At 63.0% G+C, this 19,477-nt stretch carries 15 protein-coding genes; 9 read left to right on the top strand and 6 right to left on the bottom strand.

From position 1 onward, the window contains the following. Positions 1-151 precede the first annotated feature (151 nt). From ACT6QG_RS01080 to ACT6QG_RS01070, 3 genes are all read left to right on the top strand, one after another. A complete protein-coding gene (locus ACT6QG_RS01080) occupies positions 152-463 on the top strand; it encodes a hypothetical protein (protein ID WP_444975751.1) in 312 nt (103 codons plus the stop codon). 683 nt (positions 464-1,146) lie between these two features. Then, the gene (locus tag ACT6QG_RS01075; RefSeq protein ID WP_444975774.1) at positions 1,147-3,582 is read left to right on the top strand and encodes a circularly permuted type 2 ATP-grasp protein; all 2,436 of its coding nucleotides are present in this window, start codon (positions 1,147-1,149) and stop codon (positions 3,580-3,582) included. A 4-nt stretch (positions 3,583-3,586) separates the two neighbouring features. Continuing rightward, positions 3,587-4,471 (top strand): transglutaminase family protein, encoded by an 885-nt coding sequence (locus ACT6QG_RS01070; RefSeq protein ID WP_444975750.1) that lies wholly within the window; start codon positions 3,587-3,589, stop codon positions 4,469-4,471. Positions 4,472-4,590: 119 nt separating this feature from the next. Here ACT6QG_RS01070 and ACT6QG_RS01065 read toward each other — a convergent pair whose 3' ends face one another. From ACT6QG_RS01065 to ACT6QG_RS01040, 6 genes are all read right to left on the bottom strand, one after another. Beyond that, entirely contained in the window at positions 4,591-6,897 is a 2,307-nt protein-coding gene (locus ACT6QG_RS01065) for an FdhF/YdeP family oxidoreductase (RefSeq protein ID WP_444975749.1), read from the bottom strand. Between the two features lie 248 nt (positions 6,898-7,145). Further along, entirely contained in the window at positions 7,146-8,471 is a 1,326-nt protein-coding gene (locus ACT6QG_RS01060) for a TRAP transporter large permease (RefSeq protein ID WP_444975748.1), read from the bottom strand. Continuing rightward, positions 8,468-8,974, bottom strand: coding sequence for a TRAP transporter small permease subunit (locus ACT6QG_RS01055; protein WP_444975747.1), 507 nt, complete (start codon positions 8,972-8,974; stop codon positions 8,468-8,470). The genes ACT6QG_RS01060 and ACT6QG_RS01055 overlap by 4 nt, the downstream gene beginning before the upstream one ends. Positions 8,975-9,078: 104 nt before the next feature. Next, complete coding sequence (locus tag ACT6QG_RS01050) at positions 9,079-10,002, bottom strand: TRAP transporter substrate-binding protein (protein ID WP_444975773.1); 924 nt, start codon at positions 10,000-10,002, stop codon at positions 9,079-9,081. 279 nt (positions 10,003-10,281) lie between these two features. Further along, on the bottom strand, positions 10,282-11,823 hold the full coding sequence (locus ACT6QG_RS01045; RefSeq protein WP_444975746.1) for a malonate--CoA ligase: 1,542 nt from the start codon (positions 11,821-11,823) through the stop codon (positions 10,282-10,284). 8 nt (positions 11,824-11,831) lie between these two features. Further along, positions 11,832-13,205 (bottom strand): malonyl-CoA decarboxylase, encoded by a 1,374-nt coding sequence (locus ACT6QG_RS01040; RefSeq protein ID WP_444975745.1) that lies wholly within the window; start codon positions 13,203-13,205, stop codon positions 11,832-11,834. A 313-nt stretch (positions 13,206-13,518) separates the two neighbouring features. Here ACT6QG_RS01040 and ACT6QG_RS01035 point away from each other — a divergent pair, with 313 nt between their 5' ends. The 6 genes from ACT6QG_RS01035 to ACT6QG_RS01010 all read left to right on the top strand — a co-directional run bounded on the left by ACT6QG_RS01035 (position 13,519) and on the right by ACT6QG_RS01010 (position 19,474). After that, entirely contained in the window at positions 13,519-14,190 is a 672-nt protein-coding gene (locus ACT6QG_RS01035) for a GntR family transcriptional regulator (RefSeq protein WP_444975744.1), read from the top strand. Positions 14,191-14,943: 753 nt separating this feature from the next. Then, entirely contained in the window at positions 14,944-16,143 is a 1,200-nt protein-coding gene (locus ACT6QG_RS01030) for an amino acid ABC transporter substrate-binding protein (protein WP_444975743.1), read from the top strand. A 58-nt stretch (positions 16,144-16,201) separates the two neighbouring features. Beyond that, a complete protein-coding gene (locus ACT6QG_RS01025) occupies positions 16,202-17,068 on the top strand; it encodes a branched-chain amino acid ABC transporter permease (RefSeq protein ID WP_444975742.1) in 867 nt (288 codons plus the stop codon). Continuing rightward, entirely contained in the window at positions 17,068-18,009 is a 942-nt protein-coding gene (locus ACT6QG_RS01020) for a branched-chain amino acid ABC transporter permease (RefSeq protein ID WP_444975741.1), read from the top strand. Before ACT6QG_RS01025 ends, ACT6QG_RS01020 begins: the two co-directional genes overlap by 1 nt. Next, positions 18,006-18,758: an ABC transporter ATP-binding protein gene (locus ACT6QG_RS01015; protein ID WP_444975740.1), complete on the top strand. Its 753-nt coding sequence runs from the start codon at positions 18,006-18,008 to the stop codon at positions 18,756-18,758. Before ACT6QG_RS01020 ends, ACT6QG_RS01015 begins: the two co-directional genes overlap by 4 nt. Beyond that, positions 18,755-19,474, top strand: coding sequence for an ABC transporter ATP-binding protein (locus ACT6QG_RS01010; protein ID WP_444975739.1), 720 nt, complete (start codon positions 18,755-18,757; stop codon positions 19,472-19,474). The genes ACT6QG_RS01015 and ACT6QG_RS01010 overlap by 4 nt, the downstream gene beginning before the upstream one ends. Positions 19,475-19,477 lie beyond the last annotated feature (3 nt).

Raw genomic sequence — 19,477 nt, 5'->3', positions numbered from 1 at the left:
GTTTTTGTCGCGGACGACTGTTGCGTCGGAGCCACTGTTATGCCCATGGTGTGGATGAAAAGTGACGTTGCGACGTCCCTTTCCTTGCACATGGCGCGGGAGTGCCCTAATTCATCAAGGACGGTTGAGACGCCGTTTCGAGGAGGTTTCCATGGGTTTCGCACCGCTTCACACCTATGCTGCCGCGCTGACACTCGCGCTGGCGGGTTCGGTCGTGCTCGCCGGGGTCGCCGAGGCCCAGCAGAACAACCGCAACCAGCAGCGCACGCGGGTGACCATCACCAAGGACCAGTCCTATCTCAATCCGGGCACCATGGTGAAGCCGGGCTCCATGCCCTATCTGAACTATGCCCTGCCGCCCGGCTACAACTACCCCACCTTCTCGGCCAGTGCCGCGGAACCCGGCCCCATCACCGGCCTGCGCTGGCCGCTGCCCGGGCCGTTCGATCTGCCCGGCTACTGAGCTGCGTGTCCGCGCGGGCCTGAGTGGTCCGCGCTTTCGGGCTGGCTTTGAGGATTCGCGCAGACGGGCCTTGTGAGGGGCGATCCGCGCTTTCGCCCTGCTGCCACTTTTTACAGCGTCTTTCAGGATCTGCGGCCTGCTGCGATATGCGCGGCAGGCTTTTTGCGTTTCTGGCTGCCCCGGTTCTCCGTTTCAACCCGGTCCCGGGCCTTGTGATACCGGGAAGGTCCGAATCTGGCCGGGCAGATGAGGCTTGAGAGAGACCGCCCGGGCGGCCTGCATGGCCATGCCCTTTCCTGCCCAAATCCTCACCATGTGCTGAAGCATCGGGCACCGGCCACGGCCGTGCCGGCCCCTGCCTGCTTTTCAGGCGAACAGTGCCGTGACATCAGCGCTATGTTGCCTTCTGCCTGTTCGGCAGGGCCTGTATCGTGATGCCCCGGGGTGTTTCCGGTGCGCGCGCTGCCCGTTCATGGCGCGGTTCCTGCATGGGAAATCACGCCGCCGTGAGACGAGGTTCCCCGGGACCCCTGCTTGTCCCGGCAGGCTGTCGAACAAGGCTGCGAAAAAGCCGAAAGGGAGAAGGCGTGTCCGGACCGGAACAACGCACCGAAAGATCCGAGCAGGCGGCTGCCGAGAGTTTCGTGGGCGGGTATCAGACCCTGCATGGCGTGCATGATGAGATGATGGACGCCAAAGGGCGGCTGCGGGCGCACTGGGTGCCGTTTCTGGCCGCCCTTGCCGGGCTGGGGCCGGATGAGCTGCGTCGGCGCTTCGCGGCGGCAGACCGCTATCTGCGCGATTCCGGCGTGTTCTACCGGGTCTATCATGATGCCAATGGCGGGGAGCGGCCATGGGCGCTCAGCCACATGCCGCTCATCATCGAGAAGCCGGACTGGGATACCCTGTGCGCGGGGCTCATCCAGCGGGCGGAGCTGCTGGAAGGGGTGCTGGCCGATCTGTATGGGCCTGCCCGTCTTGTGGCGGATGGCGACCTGCCGGCCGCCGCGGTTGCCGGCAGCCCGGAATTCCTGCGCCCCATGGTTGGCATCCAGCCGCGGGGCGGGCGGTTTCTCCAGCTTTATGCGGCGGATGTGGGGCGGGGCCCGGATGGGCGCTGGTGGGTTCTGGCAGACCGTACACAGGCGCCTTCCGGCAGCGGCTATGCGCTGGAAAACCGGCTGGCCATGAAGAGGGCTCTGCCGGATGTCTCCCGCGCGCTCAACATGCGCCGCCTTGCCGGCTTCTTTCAGGCCATGCGCACCGGGCTGGCGCAACTGGGGCAGGGGGAGGGGCATGTCGGCCTGCTGTCACCCGGCCCGTTGAACGAGACCTATTTCGAGCATGCCCTGCTCGCCCGCTATCTGGGTTTTCTGCTGGTGGAGGGGGAGGATCTTGCCGTGCAGGCCAACCGGGCGCATGTGCGCACCGTGGCCGGGCTGAAGCGGGTGGATGTGCTGCTGCGCCGTCTGGATGCGGATTTCGCCGATCCGCTGGAACTGAATGCCCGCTCGCGTCTGGGCGTGCCGGGGCTGGTGCAGGCGGTGCGCCATGGCGGGGTGGCGCTGGCCAATGCGCTGGGCAGCGGACTGGTGGAGGCGCCCGCCCTGATGGCCTTTCTGCCGCGCCTGGCCAGCCGTGTTCTGGGTGCGCCCCTCGCCCTGCCCCATGTGGGAACATGGTGGTGCGGGCAGGAGGCGGAGCAGGCGCTGGTCATGGCGCGTCTGGATGAGCTGGTCATCGGCCCGGCATTTGGTGGCCGCATGCCCGGCCTTCCCGGACACTCGGTGCTCGGGGCGGAGCTGGGTGCGCCGCAGCGGCGCCGGCTGTTGCAGCTTCTGGAACGCCGCGGGGCGGATCTGGTGGGGCAGGATGTGGTGCACCTGTCCACCACCCCGGTCTGGACCGGGAAGGGGCTGACCCCGCGCCCCTTCACCCTGCGGGTGTTTCTCACCGCCACAGAGCAGGGCTGGCAGGTGATGCCCGGCGGTTTCTGCCGGATTTCATCCACCCCGGACCCGCGCGCCGTTTCCATGCAGAATGGCGACAGCTCGGCGGATGTCTGGGTTCTGGCGGAAGGGGCGGTGGCCTATACCAGCCTGCTGCCCAGCCCCGAAAATGTGCCGGTGCGCCGCTCATCCGGCATGTTGCCGAGCCGGGCGGCGGACAATCTGTTCTGGCTGGGGCGCTATGTGGAGCGGGCGGAGGTGACGCTGCGGCTCACCCGCATTCTCGTCAGCCGCCTGTCCGAGGGGGAGGATTACGGGGTGAGCCCGCTGGTCTGCCTCCTGCTGGATCTGCTGGAGGGCTGGGGCGCGATTCCGAAAGACAGGATGCCGGCCTCGCCCGCGCGCCACGCCATCACCGTTCTCACCCGGCGCGATATGCCCGGCGCGCTGCCGCAACTGGTGCAGGGCGCGCGCATGGCCGCCTCGGTGATCCGCGACCGTTTCTCCCCGGATGCCTGGAAGGCGCTGGTGGATCTTGAGGCCTGTGTGATGAGCGCGCCCGGCTCCATGCCGGCCGAGGCGGAGGCCCATGAGCAGGCCGATGCCATGTTGCGCATCATCGCCGCCTTTTCCGGACTGGCGAGCGAGAACATGAACCGCCTCAGCGGCTGGCGCTTTCTGGAGCTGGGCCGGCGGCTGGAGAGGGCCATCAACACATTGCGCTGCGCCCGCGCCTTTGGCGAAAGCAGCGTGCCGGGCGCGCTGGATGCCCTGCTGCAGGTGGCGGACAGCCAGATCACCTATCGCAGCCGTTACATGATGATGGAGGCGCGTGGCCCGGTGCTGGATCTGGTGGTGCTGGACCCGGACAATCCCCGCTCCGTCACCTTCCAGCTGGGGCAGATCGCCATTCATCTGGCCCAGCTTCCGGGGCGGGACATGGATGCCCCGCCCGCGCCATGGATGCGCAGGGTGGCCCAGCTTCAGGCGGAGCTTGCCGCCGCCACGGTGGAGGATCTGTCCGCCCCGTGGTTTCTGCGGATGGAGGAGGGGCTGATGCAGCTTTCCGATGAGGTGGCCGCCCGCTATTTCCTGCATGGGCAGGACGATGAGGCCGCACCCCTTCCCCCGCCTTCCGCATCGCCCCCTGTACCCGCGCCGGCCCGGTGAAGCCATGCTTTATGATGTGCGCCAGACCACGACCTATCACTATGGTGCGCCGGTGCGTTTCGCGCGGCAGATCCTGCGCATGACCCCGGTGGAGCGGAAGGGGCGGCAGCATGTGATTGCCCATATGCTGGATCTGCACCCGGCGGCGGCGAGTCTGGAGCGGGGGGAGGACTTCTTCGGCAATGCCGTGACATGGCTGACACTGGACCAGCCGCACGAGGCCCTGCACATGACTGCCCGCAGCCGGGTGGAGGTGTGCGCCCCCCTGTTGCCGGCTCCCGATGGCACGGCCCCGGTGGAGCAGGTGCGCCGCGCCGCGCTGGAGCAGATGGATCTGGGGCCGGATGCGCCGGTGCACGGGCTGTTTCCCAGCCGCGCCATTCCGTTGAAGGAGGCCATCACCAACTGGTGCGCGCCCCTGCTTCAGGACCATGCGCCGGTGTTGCGCGCGGGGCTGGATCTGATGCACCGCATCCATGACTCATTCATCTATGAGCCGGGCGCGACGCTGGTGACGACACGGCCCTATGAGGCTTTCGAGAAGCGGCGCGGCGTGTGTCAGGATTTTGCGCAGGTGATGATTGCCGGCCTGCGCGGCATGGGGCTGCCGGCGCGCTATGTTTCCGGCTATCTGCGCACCGTGCCGCCGGAGGGGCAGCCGCGCCTGGAGGGGGCAGATGCCACCCATGCCTGGGTGGAGCTGTGGTGCGGGCCGCAGGATGGGTGGATCGGCCTTGACCCCACCAATGCCATTGCGGTGGGGGAAGACCATATCATGCTCGCCATTGGCCGCGATTATGCCGATGTGGCCCCGGTGGACGGGGTGATTGTCGCCTCGGGCGACCATGCGCTGGCGGTGGGGGTGGATGTGGTTCCGGTGGAACGCTGATGGCATGCTGAGGCGGGGCGGCCTTCAGGTGCGGCCATCGCCTCCCGCGAAAAGGCCGGGCGCATGGCCCGGCCTGTCATTCTGCCGACTGTGTCCGCCAGCGCCTGAAAGAAAGGCTTTCAGGCCGCTTTGGCCGGCTTTTCACCCCCGGATGCGGACTTCACCACCTTGACCGGAACCCCCTTGTAGGATGGGGTGAAACAGTCCGGGTCATGGGCATAGAGCGGTACCAGCGCATTGGTTTCAGGATAGTAGGCGGCGGCGCTGCCATCGGGATAGCCATAGGCCACCACCTGGAAATTGCGCACCGCCCGTTCCAAGCCATCGGTGGAGCAGGTGATGATGTCCACCCTGTCTCCGGTCTTCAGGCCGCGCCGCTCCATCTCGTTCTCGTTCAGGAACAGCACATCGCGCGCATTGTGGATGCCGCGATAACGGTCCGAATGGGAATAGAGCGTGGTGTTGTACTGGTCATGGCTGCGCACGGTGGAGAGCCAGAGCACGTCATCCTCATCCTGCGCCGGATCCTCGCACAGGCCATCACAGACAAGGAAATTGGCCTTGCCGGACGGGGTGTTCCACACCCGGTCCCGCGCGGTGGAGGTGAGGTGGAAGCCGCCCGGATGCTTGATGCGTGCATTGAAGCCCTGGAACAGGGCCGGGAAGACAGCCTCGATATCCTCACGGATGAGGTCATAATTGCCGATGAGCTTTTCCCACTCCACCTTCGAGCGGTTCTGCAGGGTGGCGCGGGCCATGCCGGCAATGATGGCCGGCTCGCTCCTGAGATGCTCGGAGGCCGGCTTCTGCATGCCGGTGGTGGCATGCACCATGGACATGGTGTCTTCCACCGTCATGGATTGCGGGCCGGAGGCCTGCACATCCAGCTCGGTGCGGCCAAGGCAGGGCAGGATGAGCGCATCCTGCCCGTGAATGAGATGGCTGCGATTGAGCTTGGTGGAGATGTGCACGGTGAGCGCCAGCTTGCGCATGGCCTCCTGCGTGCGCTGCCAGTCCGGTATGGCGACGGAGAAATTGCCGCCAAGCCCGATGAAGACCCGGGCCTCTCCACGCACCATGGCCTCCAGCGCCGTCACCACATTATGGCCCGGCTTCCGCGGGGGCGTGAAGCCATAATGCTTTTCCAGATTGTCCAGCAGTTCGGCGGAGGGAATCTCGGTGATGCCCACCGTGCGGTCGCCCTGCACATTGGAATGGCCGCGCACCGGGCAGACACCGGCGCCATCGCGCCCCACATTGCCGCGCAGCAAGGCGAGATTGGCGATCTGCTGCACATTGTGGGTGCCGTGGCGGTGCTGGGTGATGCCCATGCCATAGGCGAGAATGACGCGCTCGGCCTTCATATAGGCGTTGGCGGCAATGGCGATCTCATCGCGGGTGAGGCCGGACTTGTGCTCGATCTCCTCCCAGCCGGTGGCTTCAAGGTCGGCCTTCAGGGCGGCAAAGCCGGCGGTGTGGTTGTTGATGAAGTCCCAGTCCAGAACCAGGGCGGTATCATTGGCGCGGGCGGCGTCATCCGCCTCGATCACCAGCTTCATGATGCCTTTGAGCACCGCCACATCGCCCCCCGAACGCACCTGGAACAGATGGTTCGAGATCTGCGTGGAGGAGAAGGTCGCCATCTCCACCGGATCCTGCGGCGCCTGAAAACGCTCCAGCGCCCGTTCGCGGAAGGGATTGAAGGAGATGATGGTGGCCCCGCGCCTTGCCGCATTGCGCAGGGCGGTCATCATGCGCGGGCTGTTGGTGCCCGGATTCTGCCCGAAGATGAAGATGCAGTCGGTATGGTCGAAATCCTCCAGCACCACCGTGCCCTTGCCCACCCCGAGGGATTTCGGCAGGCCGACGCTTGTCGGCTCATGGCACATGTTGGAGCAGTCGGGAAAATTGTTGGTGCCATATTCACGGGCGAAAAGCTGGAACAGGAAGGCGGCCTCGTTGGAGGCGCGGCCGGAGGTGTAGAACTCCACCTGATTGGGGTCATCCAGCGCATTCAGATGGCGGCCCACAAGGGCGAAGGCCTCTTCCCAGCTCACCTGCACATAGCGGTCGCTGGCGGAATCATAGCGCATGGGATGGGTGAGGCGACCGACCATTTCAAGGTCATAGTCATCCCACTTTTCCAGTTCGCTCACCGTGTGCTGTGCAAGGAATTCCGGGGTGCAGCGCCTGGTGGTGGATTCCCACGCAATGGCCTTGCCGCCATTCTCGCAATATTCGAATTTCGAGGTCTTTTTCGGGTCCGCCCAGCCGCAGCCGGGGCAGTCGAAGCCGTCGGGCTGGTTCATGCGCGAGAGAATGGACATGCCTTCGAGCGGAATGTCCTGCTTGATCAGCGCCTCTTCCATGGCTTTCAGCGCATCCCACCCACCGGCGGGGTGGGTGTATGGGCGGTATGTCGTCATGGAGATATCCCGTCTTTCAGTAAGCTGCCGTGAAGCATGCATGGGCTTCTGTTTATAATATGGCAGATTTGCCAAAGGGTAACGGGTTGCGGCGCGAGGGCGCGTCAATAGACGGGCGCAAAACAGGAACGCCCGCTCCGCCTGATGGGGGAAAGGCGGAAACGGGCGCTTGAAGTTTGGGCACTGGAACAGACGGGAGCGCGCGTCGCCATGAGGAAGCCCCGGGGCGACGCGGGCAGGTCAGGGGCTCAGATGGCCGGCCCCATCACCAGATCCGGCAGCCATGTGGCGATGCCGGGGAAGATGCACAGGATGACGATGGCCAGCGCCATCACCAGCACATAAGGCAGGGCACCCCAGAGCACCTGCGATGTGGGAATCTGCGGTGCAATCGCATTCACCACGAACAGGTTGAGCCCCACCGGCGGCGTGATGAGCCCGATTTCCATATTGATGGTGAGCACGATGGCGAACCAGTAGGGATCGAAACCGGCGCCCACGACGATGGGATAGAGCAGCGGTGCCGACATCACGATGACCGCGACCGGAGGCAGGAACAGGCCCGTCACCAGCAGGAACAGGTTGATGATGCCCATCATCACCCAGGGGTTCAGATCCATGGTGGCGATGGTTTCGGCCAAAGTCTGTGTGATGTAGAGCGATGACAGGGCGAAGGCGAACAGTTCAGCTGATGCCATGATCATCATGATCATGACGCTTTCGCGCATGCCGGACGAGAAAATATCGAAAATAGGCTTTGGGCGGAACAGGCGATAGGAGATGATCGCCACGGCAAGGGTCAAGAACGCGCCTGCACCGGCGGCTTCGGAGGGAGTCGCGACCCCGCCATAGAGCACATAGAGCGTGCCGATAATAATCAGCAGGAAAGGTATGACACGCGGCAGGGCGGCAACCTTCTCCTTGAAGGTGAAGCGCGTGCGCACCTCCTCGAACTTCATGCCATTGCGCTTGCAGTCAATGAAGGCCCACATCATGAACATGGCCGTGAGCAGCAGGCCGGGCATGACGCCGGCAAGGAACAGGCGGCCGATCGAGGTTTCGGTGGCGATGCCATAGACGATGAGCGTCACCGAGGGGGGAATGAGGATGCCCAGCGTGCCGCCGGCGCAGATGGAGCCGGTGGCCACCGTTGCCGGATAGCCGCGCTTGAGCATCTCGGGAATGCCCATCTTGCCGATGGCGGCGCAGGTGGCCGGGCTGGAGCCGGTCATGCCCGAAAAGATGGCGCAGGCACCGATATTGGAGAGCACGAGACTGCCGGGAATCCGGTTCAGCCAGCGGTCGAGCGCATCATAAAGATCGCGCCCCGCAGGGGTGGCCGCCACGGCCGCGCCCATCAGCACGAACATGGGAATGGCCACGAAGGCCAGGTTCGCGATGCCGGCGAACAGGGTTTCGCCCAGCACCTCGAACACGTCGATGCCGTTGGAGACCAGAAGGCCGCCCAGCGCCGCAAGGCCGAGGGCGAAAGCGATGGGCATGCCCGTGGCCAGCAGGACCAGAAGCAGGCTGATGACGAGCAGGGCGCCCGATGTGGGGGACAGATCCATCATGGGTGAGCTCCAAAGCCGTCCATGCCGGCGATGCGGCGGATGATTTCGGCGATATACTGGAGAGAGAGCAGCCCGAAACCGACGGGAAGCGGCAGAAGCGGCACCCACAGAATGATTTCGGCGGCCGTGGAGGTGCGCCATTCATTCACATAGGCTTCATGGAACAGCAGCGCTGTCGCATAGGTCATGGCGGCTGTGAACAGCAGGCCGAGCACTGCGCCGATGATGCCGACAATGCGGCGCTGGCGCTGGGGCAGGGCCATTTCGACAACGTCCACGCCCACATGGCCGCGGGTGAGCAGCACATAGGGTGCGCCAAGGAAGATGGCGGCGGTGGCCGAGAAGATCACGATGTCGGTTTCCCAGACGGTCGCCGCCCGGAAGACATAGCGCATGAAGACCATCTCGCAGGTGACCAGCATGGCGACCACCAGCAAAATGCCAGCAAGGATCGCCGCCGCCCGGGACAGGTTGTCCACGGTGACAAGAAAAAGACGAGACATGTGAATTGCTTTCGTCGCGCGAAGGGATCAGGCCCTTCCTCCCCCGCGTATGCCGGGGCATGGCGCAGGGGAGGGGGTGGCGGACCTTGGGAGCTTAAGTCCGCTCACTCCACTGCAAGGGCTTTCTTGATCAGCTCATCGCCGCCCTTCACCTTCTCGGAGAAGTTCTTGTAGGAGCTGTCCTGCGCCACTTTCAGCCAGGCATCGAAATCTTCCGAGCTCATCTCGATGACCTCAACGCCGGCCTTCTTGTACAGGTCGATCATCTTCTGATCGTCCTTGCGGGCTTCCCCCGCGAACCATTCCTGCGCCTTCTTGCCGGCTTCCAGCAGCACCTTCTGCTGTTCGGGCGTCAGCTTGTTGAAGGTGCGCTTGGAGACGAGCACCGGCTCATACATGAACCACAGCGCGTTCTCGCCCGGTGCGGTGAGGCATTTGGCCTGCTCGTAGAGACGATAGGACACGAAGCTGGAAGAGGATGTATTGGTGGCATCCAGCACGCCGGTCTGCATGCCGGAATAGATTTCCGAGGACGGCATGGAGGAAATGGAGGCGCCCGCCTTGGACAGCATCTGCTCGAAGGCCGGACCCGCGGCCCGTGTCACCTGTCCCTTGATGCTGTCGGGATTGGTGATGCAGCCCTTCTTGGATGCGAATGCGCCGGAAAGCCATGCATCCGCAATGACAATGGCGCCGTTCTTCTCGACCAGAGCCTTGATGTCATCCATGAAGGGGGAGGTGTTCAGCCGCTCGGAGCGGTCGAAATTGCGCACCAGACCCGGCATCAGGGTGACAGAAAATTGCGGCACGCGGCCGGAGGCATAATCGAGGGGGAAAGAGGAAATGTCGAGCTGGCCCTTGGTCAGTGCGCCCCATTGTTCATGCGGCTTGTACAGGGAGGCGCCGGGGAAGACCTGAATCTTCAGGCCCACATTCGCGGCCTCGACATCCCGAGCGATCATCTGCAGCATTTCATCGCGCGGATCGCCCTTGCCTCCCGGAAACTGGTGAGAGGCGCGCAATGTCATGTCCCGTGCGCTTGCTGTGGCGACAACCGCCGTCGACAGGGCGGTGGCCAGTGCCAGGGCTGTGCCGAGGCGGGCGAATGTTTTCCTGAGCATGAATCTTCCTCCGATAGACCCGGGGCAGGGTCTGTTCTGGCGTTTCCTGTTTCATGACTGCCATTCTTGGCATGTCTTTATTTTTGGGATCTCTTTATTCTTGGGATGTCTTTTATCGGCATGTTTTCATGCCTTGTTCTGCATCTTTCTGGCTGCGGGCGGAGCATTGTTCCGCCCGCAGCCGGTTCAGGCCGCGTTGCGGTAGATGTCCTTGTGGGTGTCGCGCAGAACATTCTTCTGCACCTTGCCCATGGTGTTCCGGGGCAGTTCGGATACGAAGAACACCTTTTTCGGCATCTTGAACTTGGCGAGCCGGCCGTCGAGCGCCTTGAGAATATCCGCCTCGTTCAGCTCCACTCCCGCCTGCGGCACGACAACCGCGGTGACGCCTTCGCCGAAATCGGGATGCGGCACGCCGATCACCGCGCTTTCCAGCACGCCGGGAATGAGATCGATCTCGGTTTCGACTTCCTTGGGGTAGACATTGAACCCGCCGGTGATGACCAGATCCTTCCCGCGCCCGACAATATGGACATAGCCGTCGCTATCGATCTTGCCGAGATCACCGGTGATGAACCACCCGTCGCGGAACTCGCTGGCGGTCTTTTCGGGCATCTGCCAGTAGCCCCTGAAGACATTGGGGCCCTTCACCTCGATCATGCCGATCTCTTCCGCCGCCAGCACCGTGCCGCTTTCAGGATCGGTGACGCGCACCTCCACATCAGGCAGCGGGAAGCCGACAGTGCCGGCAATGCGCGCGCCATCATACGGGTTGGAGGTGTTCATGCCGGTTTCGGTCATGCCATAGCGTTCGAGAATGGCATGGCCGGTCCGCTCGGAAAAGGCGCGATGCGTCTCGGCCAGAAGCGGGGCGGAACCGGAGACGAACAGGCGCATATGGGCGGTTGCGTCCCGCGTCAGTGCGTCCTGATCCAGCAGGCGGGTATAGAAGGTGGGCACGCCCATCAGGCTGGTGGGCCGGTATTGTGTGCGCGCCATCAGCTCCAGTGCCTGGCGGGCATCGAACTTCGGGCAGAAATACATCGAGGCGCCCGAGAGTAGAATGATGTTGGAGGCAACAAACAAGCCGTGGGTATGGAACAGCGGAAGGGCGTGGATGAGCACGTCCTTGTCTGTAAACTTCCAGTAGTCGCGCAGGGTGAGGGCGTTGGAGAGCAGGTTGTCGTGGCTCAGCATGGCGCCCTTGGCGCGCCCGGTCGTGCCGGAGGTGTAAAGTATGCCGGCCAGATCTTCCGGCCCGCGCGCCACATCCTCGAACTGCGTGTCCTGCCCGGCCGCCGCCTCGGTGAGCGAGCCCGTGCCATCCGCACCCAGCGTTTCCACGCAGGGCACATTCACCTTCTGCGCGAGCGCTCTTGCATCCTCCAGAATGTGCGGACTGCACACAAACACGGTGGGCTGCGCATCCGAGAGGAAATATTCCACCTCATTGAGCGTATAGGCGGTGTTGAGCGGCAGATAGACCGCACCTGCCCGCACCGCGGCGAGATAGAGCGCCAGTGCGGGCCAGGATTTCTCCACCTGCACCGCCACCCGGTCCCCCGGTTTCACCCCGCGCGCCACCAGCAGGTTGGCGAGCTGGCCGGAAAGGGCGAGCGCATCGGCATAGGTTTCCACCCCGCCTTCGGGATGTATGGCCAGCGGCTTGTCCGGGTCCGTGATGGCGGAACGGATGGCGCTGAAGAGATGATTGGCGCTTTTTGTCATTGCTCTTCTCAGGATGTGGGAACAAGGGCGCGCTGGGTGGTTTCGGCACGCAGCAGTTTCTTGACCGCCGGGCTGGCGACAACCTCGCTTTTGCCGGCAAAGGCTTCATGGTTCTTCTCGATATCCGCCAGCACATAGCGGTAGTTCACCATCAGCCCATGGGCCTGCTTGATGCCCTTGGGCGAAAGGTCACCCATGGGATTGATGCATTCCAGCCGTGCGCCATTGCCCAGATGGAAGCGGGCCACGGGATCCACCGGCTTGCCCCGGGCCGTTTTCGCGACAAGATAATAGGCGGCGGCGGCGGTGGAGAGGATGGGCGAGATCTGCTCGCGCACATCCGCCTTTTCGGCCCAGTCCGGTGTATCCAGAATCTTGAGGGTTTCCTGTTCGGCCGGGGTGAGGACCGTCGATTCCGCATTTCTGCGCTCGCCATCCAGCCATTTGGCGAAGGTGGGCGAGGGGGAGAGGGTGACAAAGGTGGTGAGGGCGGGAAACTCGCGCGAAATATCCTCGACCACCTGCTTGATGAGGAAATTGCCGAAGGAGACGCCGGCAAGGCCGCGCTGGCAATTGGAGATGGAATAGAAGACGGCGGTGGTGGCCTTCTTCGGGTCCAGATGCGTGCGCTTCTCCGCGAGGATGGGGGCGATGGCGCCGGGGATATCGGCCGTCAGCGCCACTTCCACGAAGATCAGCGGCTCATCCACAAGGGCCGGGTGGAAGAAGGCGTAGCAGCGCCGGTCCGGCGTGTCGACACGGGCGCGCAGGTCGTTCCAGTCGCGGATTTCATGCACCGCCTCATAGCGGATGATCTTTTCCAGCACATTGGCCGGGGTGGACCAGTGGATACGGCGCAGCACGAGGAACCCCCGATTGAACCAGGAGGAAAACAGGTGGCCGAAATCATGGTCCACCGCCGACAGGTCGCGCCGGTGGACGAGGGCGTCCATCAGGTCCTCACGCATGCGCACCAGCGAGAGGGTGGCCTGAGGGGCCATGTTGAGGCGGCGGAACAGGGCCTGCCGCCGCGGCTCGCTGGCCGCATGCACCGCTTCCATCGCCGTGTCGGAGCCGGTGCGGGCATAGCTTTCGATGGCGGCATCCAGACGGGCGCGATCGGGGCCGAAGGTTTCGGCGAGAGCCTCGAAAAAGGCGATGCGCTCGCCGGTCTTCATCCGGCCATAGCGTTCCAGAATCTCTCTCGCCAGCGCCATGCCGGAGGCCTCGCCCCGGCCTGAGAGCAGCTCCTCGCACCGGTCCACCAGCGAGGCGGAGCGCACCGCGCCCTGCGCCTTGCGGGGAGATGATGAGAGCAGGGAGCGCCCCCGTTCCGCGATGGATGTCAGAAGATCACTGAAGAATGAAGTGCTCGTGCTCATGTCAGTGCCTCTTGTCCGCTGTGTGGGCCAGCTCTCCGTCAGGCCGTGCCTGCTCCATATGGGACAATGTGGCGGCGCTGGGGGCAAGTCGACGATATGTGCACAGCCTCATGGCCCGGCCCTGTTCGTGCCGGCCCGATGGGTCGAAAGCGTGGCTGCGGGCGGGTGCGGGGCTGGATGCGGACATGGCGGCTCTCTCGTTGGTCTTTAGAATGAAACTTGAACTGCATGATATGTCAACGATCTTGTATGCAAGAAAATTCATCTTGCATTTTGCAGTGCAATGCGTTCAGACTGTGGCAGGAGGTGCGGCGTGCGCGGAGAACAGATCCCCCGGCTGCGGGAAGCCCTTGAGGACGACATCATTTCCGGCCGGCTGCGTCCTGGCCAGAGGCTGGACGAGGTGGGCATGGCGGAGCGCTTCGGCGTTTCACGCACCCCTGTCCGCGAGGCGCTGAACCAGCTTGCCGCATCGGGGCTGGTGGAGATCAGGCCGCGCCGGGGGGCATTTGTCGTGCTGCTCGGGCCGCGCGAGCTGATCGAGTCCTTCGAGCTGATGGCCGAGATGGAGGCCACATGTGGCCGCCTTGCCGCCCAGCGCATGGGGGAGGATGACCAGCGCGCCATCCGCACCGCCCATGAGGAATGCCGCGCTGCCGCGCTGGCCGAGGATCTGAGCGCCTATTATGAGGCCAATACCCATTTCCACGGGGCCATCTATAACGCCACCGGCAACCGCGTGCTGGCGGCCGAAACCCTGCGTCTGCAGCGGGCGCTCCAGCCCTATCGCCGGCTCCAGCTGAAGGTTCCGCGCCGCATGGATGCCTCACTGGCCGAGCATGAGGGCATTCTCGAAGCCCTGCTCGCCAGCGATGCGGCGGAGGCGGAAAGACGTCTGCGCAGCCATGTGCTGGTGCAGGGCGAGCGCTTCATGTCCCTGCTCGCAGTGCTTCAGGCTGAAACCGAGAATGAGGCGCCGGGGTAGATTTCGCCGTCCTCGGCGAGACGGTTGCGGAGTTCCTCCATTTCCGGATGATCCTCACGCCAACGCTTGCAGGCGCCGTACAATGTCCTGCCCGCGCCAAAGGCGCGGAACGGTTCGAGCGCATCGGTCGTTCAGCGCGGGACGGACAAGGGCGGCCATATCCTCTCATTCACCTGCGGTATCGATCCGCGCGCTGACTGGGAGTTCTCGCCTCCATCGTGCCGCTACAAGTATTCATACTATTGACTGCGCTTTGATGTATGTCTCTGGATGTTTTGGCCTCGCATGGGCCGGATCGGGCTGATGATGGCCTCATATCAGAATGGCATCATGTATTAATATGAAAATTTACCTTTAATTTTGCTTATGAAATTGATGAAATACATGATATTTATCATATGTAATTTATGATGTGATCATCCTTGATGAGAGCACATGCAAATCGGCGTTCATATATACATAAAACAATAAAAACTGATCACTCTTCTCTCTGAAATCTCCTTTCAGTCCTTATGAAAGTTCTCCGCCAATCTGGTATCCAGACACCATATTGGACAAATTTTAATTTTGATAATCCACATAGACTAAGTTGACTGATTTTTTCAAACATGCATTTAATCGGTTAAGCGGCCACACACAGAATATTATTGTGGAATCCAGCTTCGCCTTCTGCCCGGCTTGAAAAGCCAAGGAACCAGGGAGGTGGCCCTCCTCAGGGCTGCCCCTTACACACAGCCATATTGGATCCTATCCATGACGTCAGGTTTTCGCGCAGCGCTCGCAGCCCTGCTTATGGCCGCAACAGCCCCATTGCCGGCCATCGCCCAGGAAACGCTCATCATCGGAGCCCCGCTTCCGGTTACCGGTGCGCTCTCTCCGGAGGGCACCAAGCTCAAGCAGGGTTATGAACTGTGGCAGGAGCAGGTGAATGCTGCCGGTGGTGTCAAGGTTGGCGACAGGAAACTGAAAGTTGACCTGCGTTATTATGACTACCAGTCACAGACTCCAAAGGCCATTCAGCTTGCTGAAAAGCTGATTACAGATGACAAGGTGAACTTCCTCTTCTCCCCCTTCGGTTCCGGTGCCACCAAGGCAACAAGTGCCGTTGCCGAAAAGTATGGCGTGCCGATGATCGCCTCTTCGGCTTCTTCGGTTGAAGTCTTTGACCAGGGTTACAAGAATCTCTTCGGCGTTTACACTGATAACAGCACCTTCAGCGAGCCTATCGCGGAACTGGTCAAGACCAGCCTGCCTGATGCAAAGCGTGTCGCCATTCTGGCGCGCAATGACCTTTACCCGCTTTCACTCGCCAACGAGTTTGAAAAGAGCGCCAAAAAGCGCGGGCTGGATGTCGTTTTCTTCGAGAAATACGCCATCGGCACGCTGGACCATGCCTCAGCCCTCACCCAGCTTCGCGCAGCCAGGCCGGACTGGGTGGTCGTGACCGGCTACATCAATGACCTCATCACCATCCGCAAGCAGGCGGCTGACCTGAAGGTGGGCGGGGATGTCTTCACCCTCATCAATGGCCCGGCCTATCAGGAATGGATCAGCGCCGTTGGCCCGCTGGCCGAGAATGTGACGACGGCAAGCTGGTTCCACCCGGTCGTGAAGTATGAAAGCGATGATGTTTTCGGCTCTTCCGGCAAGTTCGTGGAGCTGTTCAAGGAGAAATACGGCTCCGCGCCAGACTTCACGCAGGCTTCCGGCGCGGCTGTCGGCGTCGTGTTGCAGCAGGCCATTGAGCGCGCCGGCTCGACCGACCATGACAAGGTTCGCGCCGAACTCCAGAAGGGTGGATTCAAGACCTTCTTCGGCCCGATTTCCTTCGCCGAGAGTGGCATTGCCGACTCCTATGTGCCGCCTGTCCTGCAAATCCAGGATGGCAAGGTGGAGGTGGTTCTGCCTGCCGATATCGCCACCAGCGAATTCCGCACCGGCCTCAAGAACTGAGACCTGAACATCCATGCGGCCACGCCTTTCCGCGCGGCCGCATGAGGGAAAGCGTTCCATGTTGTGGTTGCAGGTTCTTGTGAACGGGCTGGCCGTTGGCGGGCTTTATGCCTGTATCGCGGTGGGTTTCTCGATTGTGTGGGGTGTGCTGAACATCATCAATATCCTGCACGGCTCGCTCATCGTGCTGGGCGGTTATCTGGCCTTCTTCGCGCACCAGTATTGGGGCATCAGCCCGTTTCTGTTCGCGCCGTTCGCCGGGGCGGTTCTGTTCGTTCTGGGCGTGGGGTTGCAGGCGCTCGTCATCAACCATGTGATGACGCGCCCCTTCCTCATCACCCTGCTTCTCACTTTCGGGCTGAACCTGTTCCTCGACAATTCCATGCTGGCCCTGTTCAGCGCGGATTATCGCAAGGTCCTTCTGGACCCACCGCTGGGGGTGTTCGAGCTTGGCTCCATCGTGGTGCCGGCAGACCGCATCTATGCCACGCTGATCGGCCTGACGCTTGTGGGCCTGCTTTCGCTTCTGCTGCGTTTCACCCAGCTTGGGCGCGCCATCATCGCCGTGCGCATGGACAGGGATGCCGCCGCCCTGCTGGGCATCAATGTGCGCTGGACCTATGCGCTGGCTTTCGGTCTCGGGGTCTTCATGGCGGGCAGCGCGGGTGCATTGCTCAGCGCCATTTTCCCCATTTCGCCCGTGGCCTCCGCCGGCTATCTCAGCAAGGCGTTCGTCATCTGCGTGCTCGGCGGGCTTGGCAGCATACCCGGAGCGGTGATTGGCGGCTTTGCCCTTGGCGTGATCGAGAGCTTCGGCGCGCTGTTTCTGGGGCCGGAACATGCGCTGACTCTGGCCTTCATCCTGCTGGTTCTGCTTCTGGCGGTGCGTCCTTCCGGCCTTCTGGGCAAGCGGGGGTTTGCCTGATGTGGCGCCTTGCCCTGCCTTTTGTCGTTCTTGCCCTCGCCCTTGCGGCGCTGAGCCAGACGGATGCCTATGTCATCCGCCTCGCCACCATTTTCGGCATGTATGCGACGCTTGCCCTGTCGTGGAACATTATCGGGGGCTTTGCGGGTTATCCCTCCTTCGCGACAGCCGCCTTCTTCGGCCTTGGGGCCTATGTCACCGCCGTGGCCCAGAACAATGGCGCGCCCCTCCTGCTCGCCGTGGTGCTGGCGGGCGGGGGCGCGGCCCTGTTCGCCGGCCTTCTGGGCTCGGCCATCCTGCATTTGCGGGGGCGTTATTTCGCCATCGCCAGCCTCGTCATCGCCGAAGTGCTGCGCGAGGTGACGAACTCATGGACGGATGTGACCGGCGGTGGCATGGGCATCAATCTGCCGCTGGTGGGTGGCAGCGTCATGGGGCAGGCGCAGTTCTATCTTGCCGCCATGCTGGGGCTGGCCGCCATCGCCATGAGCGCGACCTTGTGGCTGGACCGTTCGCGTCTCGGCATGGCCTTGCGCTGCATCGCCCAGAATGAGGATGCCGCGCAGATCATCGGCATCGACACCCGCCGGGCCAAGACGCTGGGCTTCATCCTGTCTAGCCTGTTCATCGGTTGCGCGGGCGGCATCTATGCCTCATGGGTCACCTATATCGACCCTACCGATGTCTATGATGGCGCGATGTCGGTGAAGCCGATCCTGATGGTGTTGCTGGGCGGGGTCGGCACGGTCTTCGGGCCCATATTCGGCGCCTTCACCTATCTGGCGCTGGAAGAGCTGCTGTGGCGCAACATACTGGAGTTCCACGCCGGCATACTCGGCCTGATGGTGGTGCTTCTGGTGCTGTTCCTGCCCGGTGGCCTGAGTGAGGCCCGCGGTTTCGGACTTGCACGCCTCATGGCATGGAGAAAGCGCGCATCATGACCCCGCTTCTCGAACTTTCGGGCGTCACCAAGCGGTTTCGCGGTCTGGTCGCGCTGTCCGATATCAGCCTCACCCTGAGGCCCGGTGAAATCGTGGGCCTCATCGGCCCCAATGGCGCGGGCAAGACCACGCTGGTGAATGTCATCACCGGCGTGCACAAGGCAGATGCGGGAGAGGTCCGGTTCGCGGGCCAAACCATTACCCGCGAGCGGCCGGACCGGATCGCCCGCCTTGGCATTGCCCGCACCTTTCAGGTCGTCCAGCCCTTTCCGGCCATGACGGTGCTTGAGAATGTGACAGCAGCGGCGCTGTTCGCGGGCGGAGCCGGCTCCATTGCACAGGCGCGCGATGCCGCGGCGGAGCATCTCGATTTCTGCGGGCTGACCAGTCAGGCCCACAAGCCTGCCGCTGCCCTCACCCTTGCCGGGCGCAAGCGGCTGGAGCTGGCCAAGAGCCTTGCGCTCCAGCCCAAGCTGCTGATGCTGGATGAGGTGAATGCAGGCCTCAATCCGGCCGAGATCGATGCGGCGCTGGAACTGATCGCCGCCATTGCCGCACGCGGCATCACGATTTTCCTGATCGAGCATCTGATGAAGGTTGTCACCCGCACCGCCCAGCGGCTCATCGTGCTGCACCATGGCGCGCTGATCGCGGATGGGCCCGTGGCACAGGTGATGGCGGACGAGATGGTCATCGAGGCCTATCTCGGCCGGCGATATGCCGAGCGCATGGCGGGAGCAGGCATATGAGCACCATTCTTCTGGATGTCGAAGCGCTTCAGGTGGCCTATGGCGACATTCAGGTTGTCTGGTCAGCCGATCTTCAGGTGCGTGAAGGCACGACGACCGCCCTTATCGGCTCGAATGGTGCGGGGAAGAGCACATTGCTGCGGGCGCTCTCCGGCCTGCTTCACCCCATTGGCGGGCATATCCGCATGAGCGGGCGCGATCTGACGGGGGCATCGCCCCAGAATTTCGTGGAGCAGGGCATCGCCCATGTGCCGGAAGGGCGTCGCCTGTTCACCGGTCTTTCCGTACACGACAATCTGATGCTCGGCGCATACCGGCGCAAGGATGGCAAACAGGCCATCCGGGCCGATATCGAGAAGATGTATGCGCTGTTTCCGCGTCTGGCGGAGCGGCGCAATCAGGATGCGACCACCATGTCCGGTGGCGAGCAGCAGATGTGCGCCATTGCCCGCGGGCTCATGGCCTCTCCCCGCCTGCTGCTGATCGATGAGCTTTCCCTCGGCCTTGCTCCGGCGGTGGTGGACCAGCTGGTCCTCACCCTCCAGCAGGTTCGCGCGGCGGGCACAAGCCTGCTGGTGGTTGAGCAGGATGTGGGGATCGCGCTGGAAATGGCCGATCATGTCTACATCATGGATCAGGGCCGCACCGTGCGTCATGGCCCTGCCGAAACCATCGCCGCCGACCCTTCAATTCTTTCCGCCTATATCGGAACATGATGC

It is taken from the genome of Haloleucobacter ellipsoideus (assembly GCF_052491725.1).
This window is presented reverse-complemented; position numbering and strand designations above follow the sequence as displayed.

Bases quoted from the DNA above. Each gene is read 5' to 3' on its own strand.
- ACT6QG_RS01080 (WP_444975751.1), top strand. From the start codon at position 152: ATGGGTTTCGCACCGCTTCACACCTATGCTGCCGCGCTGACACTCGCG.
- ACT6QG_RS01075 (WP_444975774.1), top strand. From the start codon at position 1,147: ATGATGGACGCCAAAGGGCGGCTGCGGGCGCACTGGGTGCCGTTTCTG.
- ACT6QG_RS01070 (WP_444975750.1), top strand. From the start codon at position 3,587: ATGCTTTATGATGTGCGCCAGACCACGACCTATCACTATGGTGCGCCG.
- ACT6QG_RS01065 (WP_444975749.1), bottom strand. From the start codon at position 6,897: ATGACGACATACCGCCCATACACCCACCCCGCCGGTGGGTGGGATGCG.
- ACT6QG_RS01060 (WP_444975748.1), bottom strand. From the start codon at position 8,471: ATGATGGATCTGTCCCCCACATCGGGCGCCCTGCTCGTCATCAGCCTG.
- ACT6QG_RS01055 (WP_444975747.1), bottom strand. From the start codon at position 8,974: ATGTCTCGTCTTTTTCTTGTCACCGTGGACAACCTGTCCCGGGCGGCG.
- ACT6QG_RS01050 (WP_444975773.1), bottom strand. From the start codon at position 10,002: ATGACATTGCGCGCCTCTCACCAGTTTCCGGGAGGCAAGGGCGATCCG.
- ACT6QG_RS01045 (WP_444975746.1), bottom strand. From the start codon at position 11,823: ATGACAAAAAGCGCCAATCATCTCTTCAGCGCCATCCGTTCCGCCATC.
- ACT6QG_RS01040 (WP_444975745.1), bottom strand. From the start codon at position 13,205: ATGAGCACGAGCACTTCATTCTTCAGTGATCTTCTGACATCCATCGCG.
- ACT6QG_RS01030 (WP_444975743.1), top strand. From the start codon at position 14,944: ATGACGTCAGGTTTTCGCGCAGCGCTCGCAGCCCTGCTTATGGCCGCA.
- ACT6QG_RS01025 (WP_444975742.1), top strand. From the start codon at position 16,202: ATGTTGTGGTTGCAGGTTCTTGTGAACGGGCTGGCCGTTGGCGGGCTT.
- ACT6QG_RS01020 (WP_444975741.1), top strand. From the start codon at position 17,068: ATGTGGCGCCTTGCCCTGCCTTTTGTCGTTCTTGCCCTCGCCCTTGCG.
- ACT6QG_RS01015 (WP_444975740.1), top strand. From the start codon at position 18,006: ATGACCCCGCTTCTCGAACTTTCGGGCGTCACCAAGCGGTTTCGCGGT.
- ACT6QG_RS01010 (WP_444975739.1), top strand. From the start codon at position 18,755: ATGAGCACCATTCTTCTGGATGTCGAAGCGCTTCAGGTGGCCTATGGC.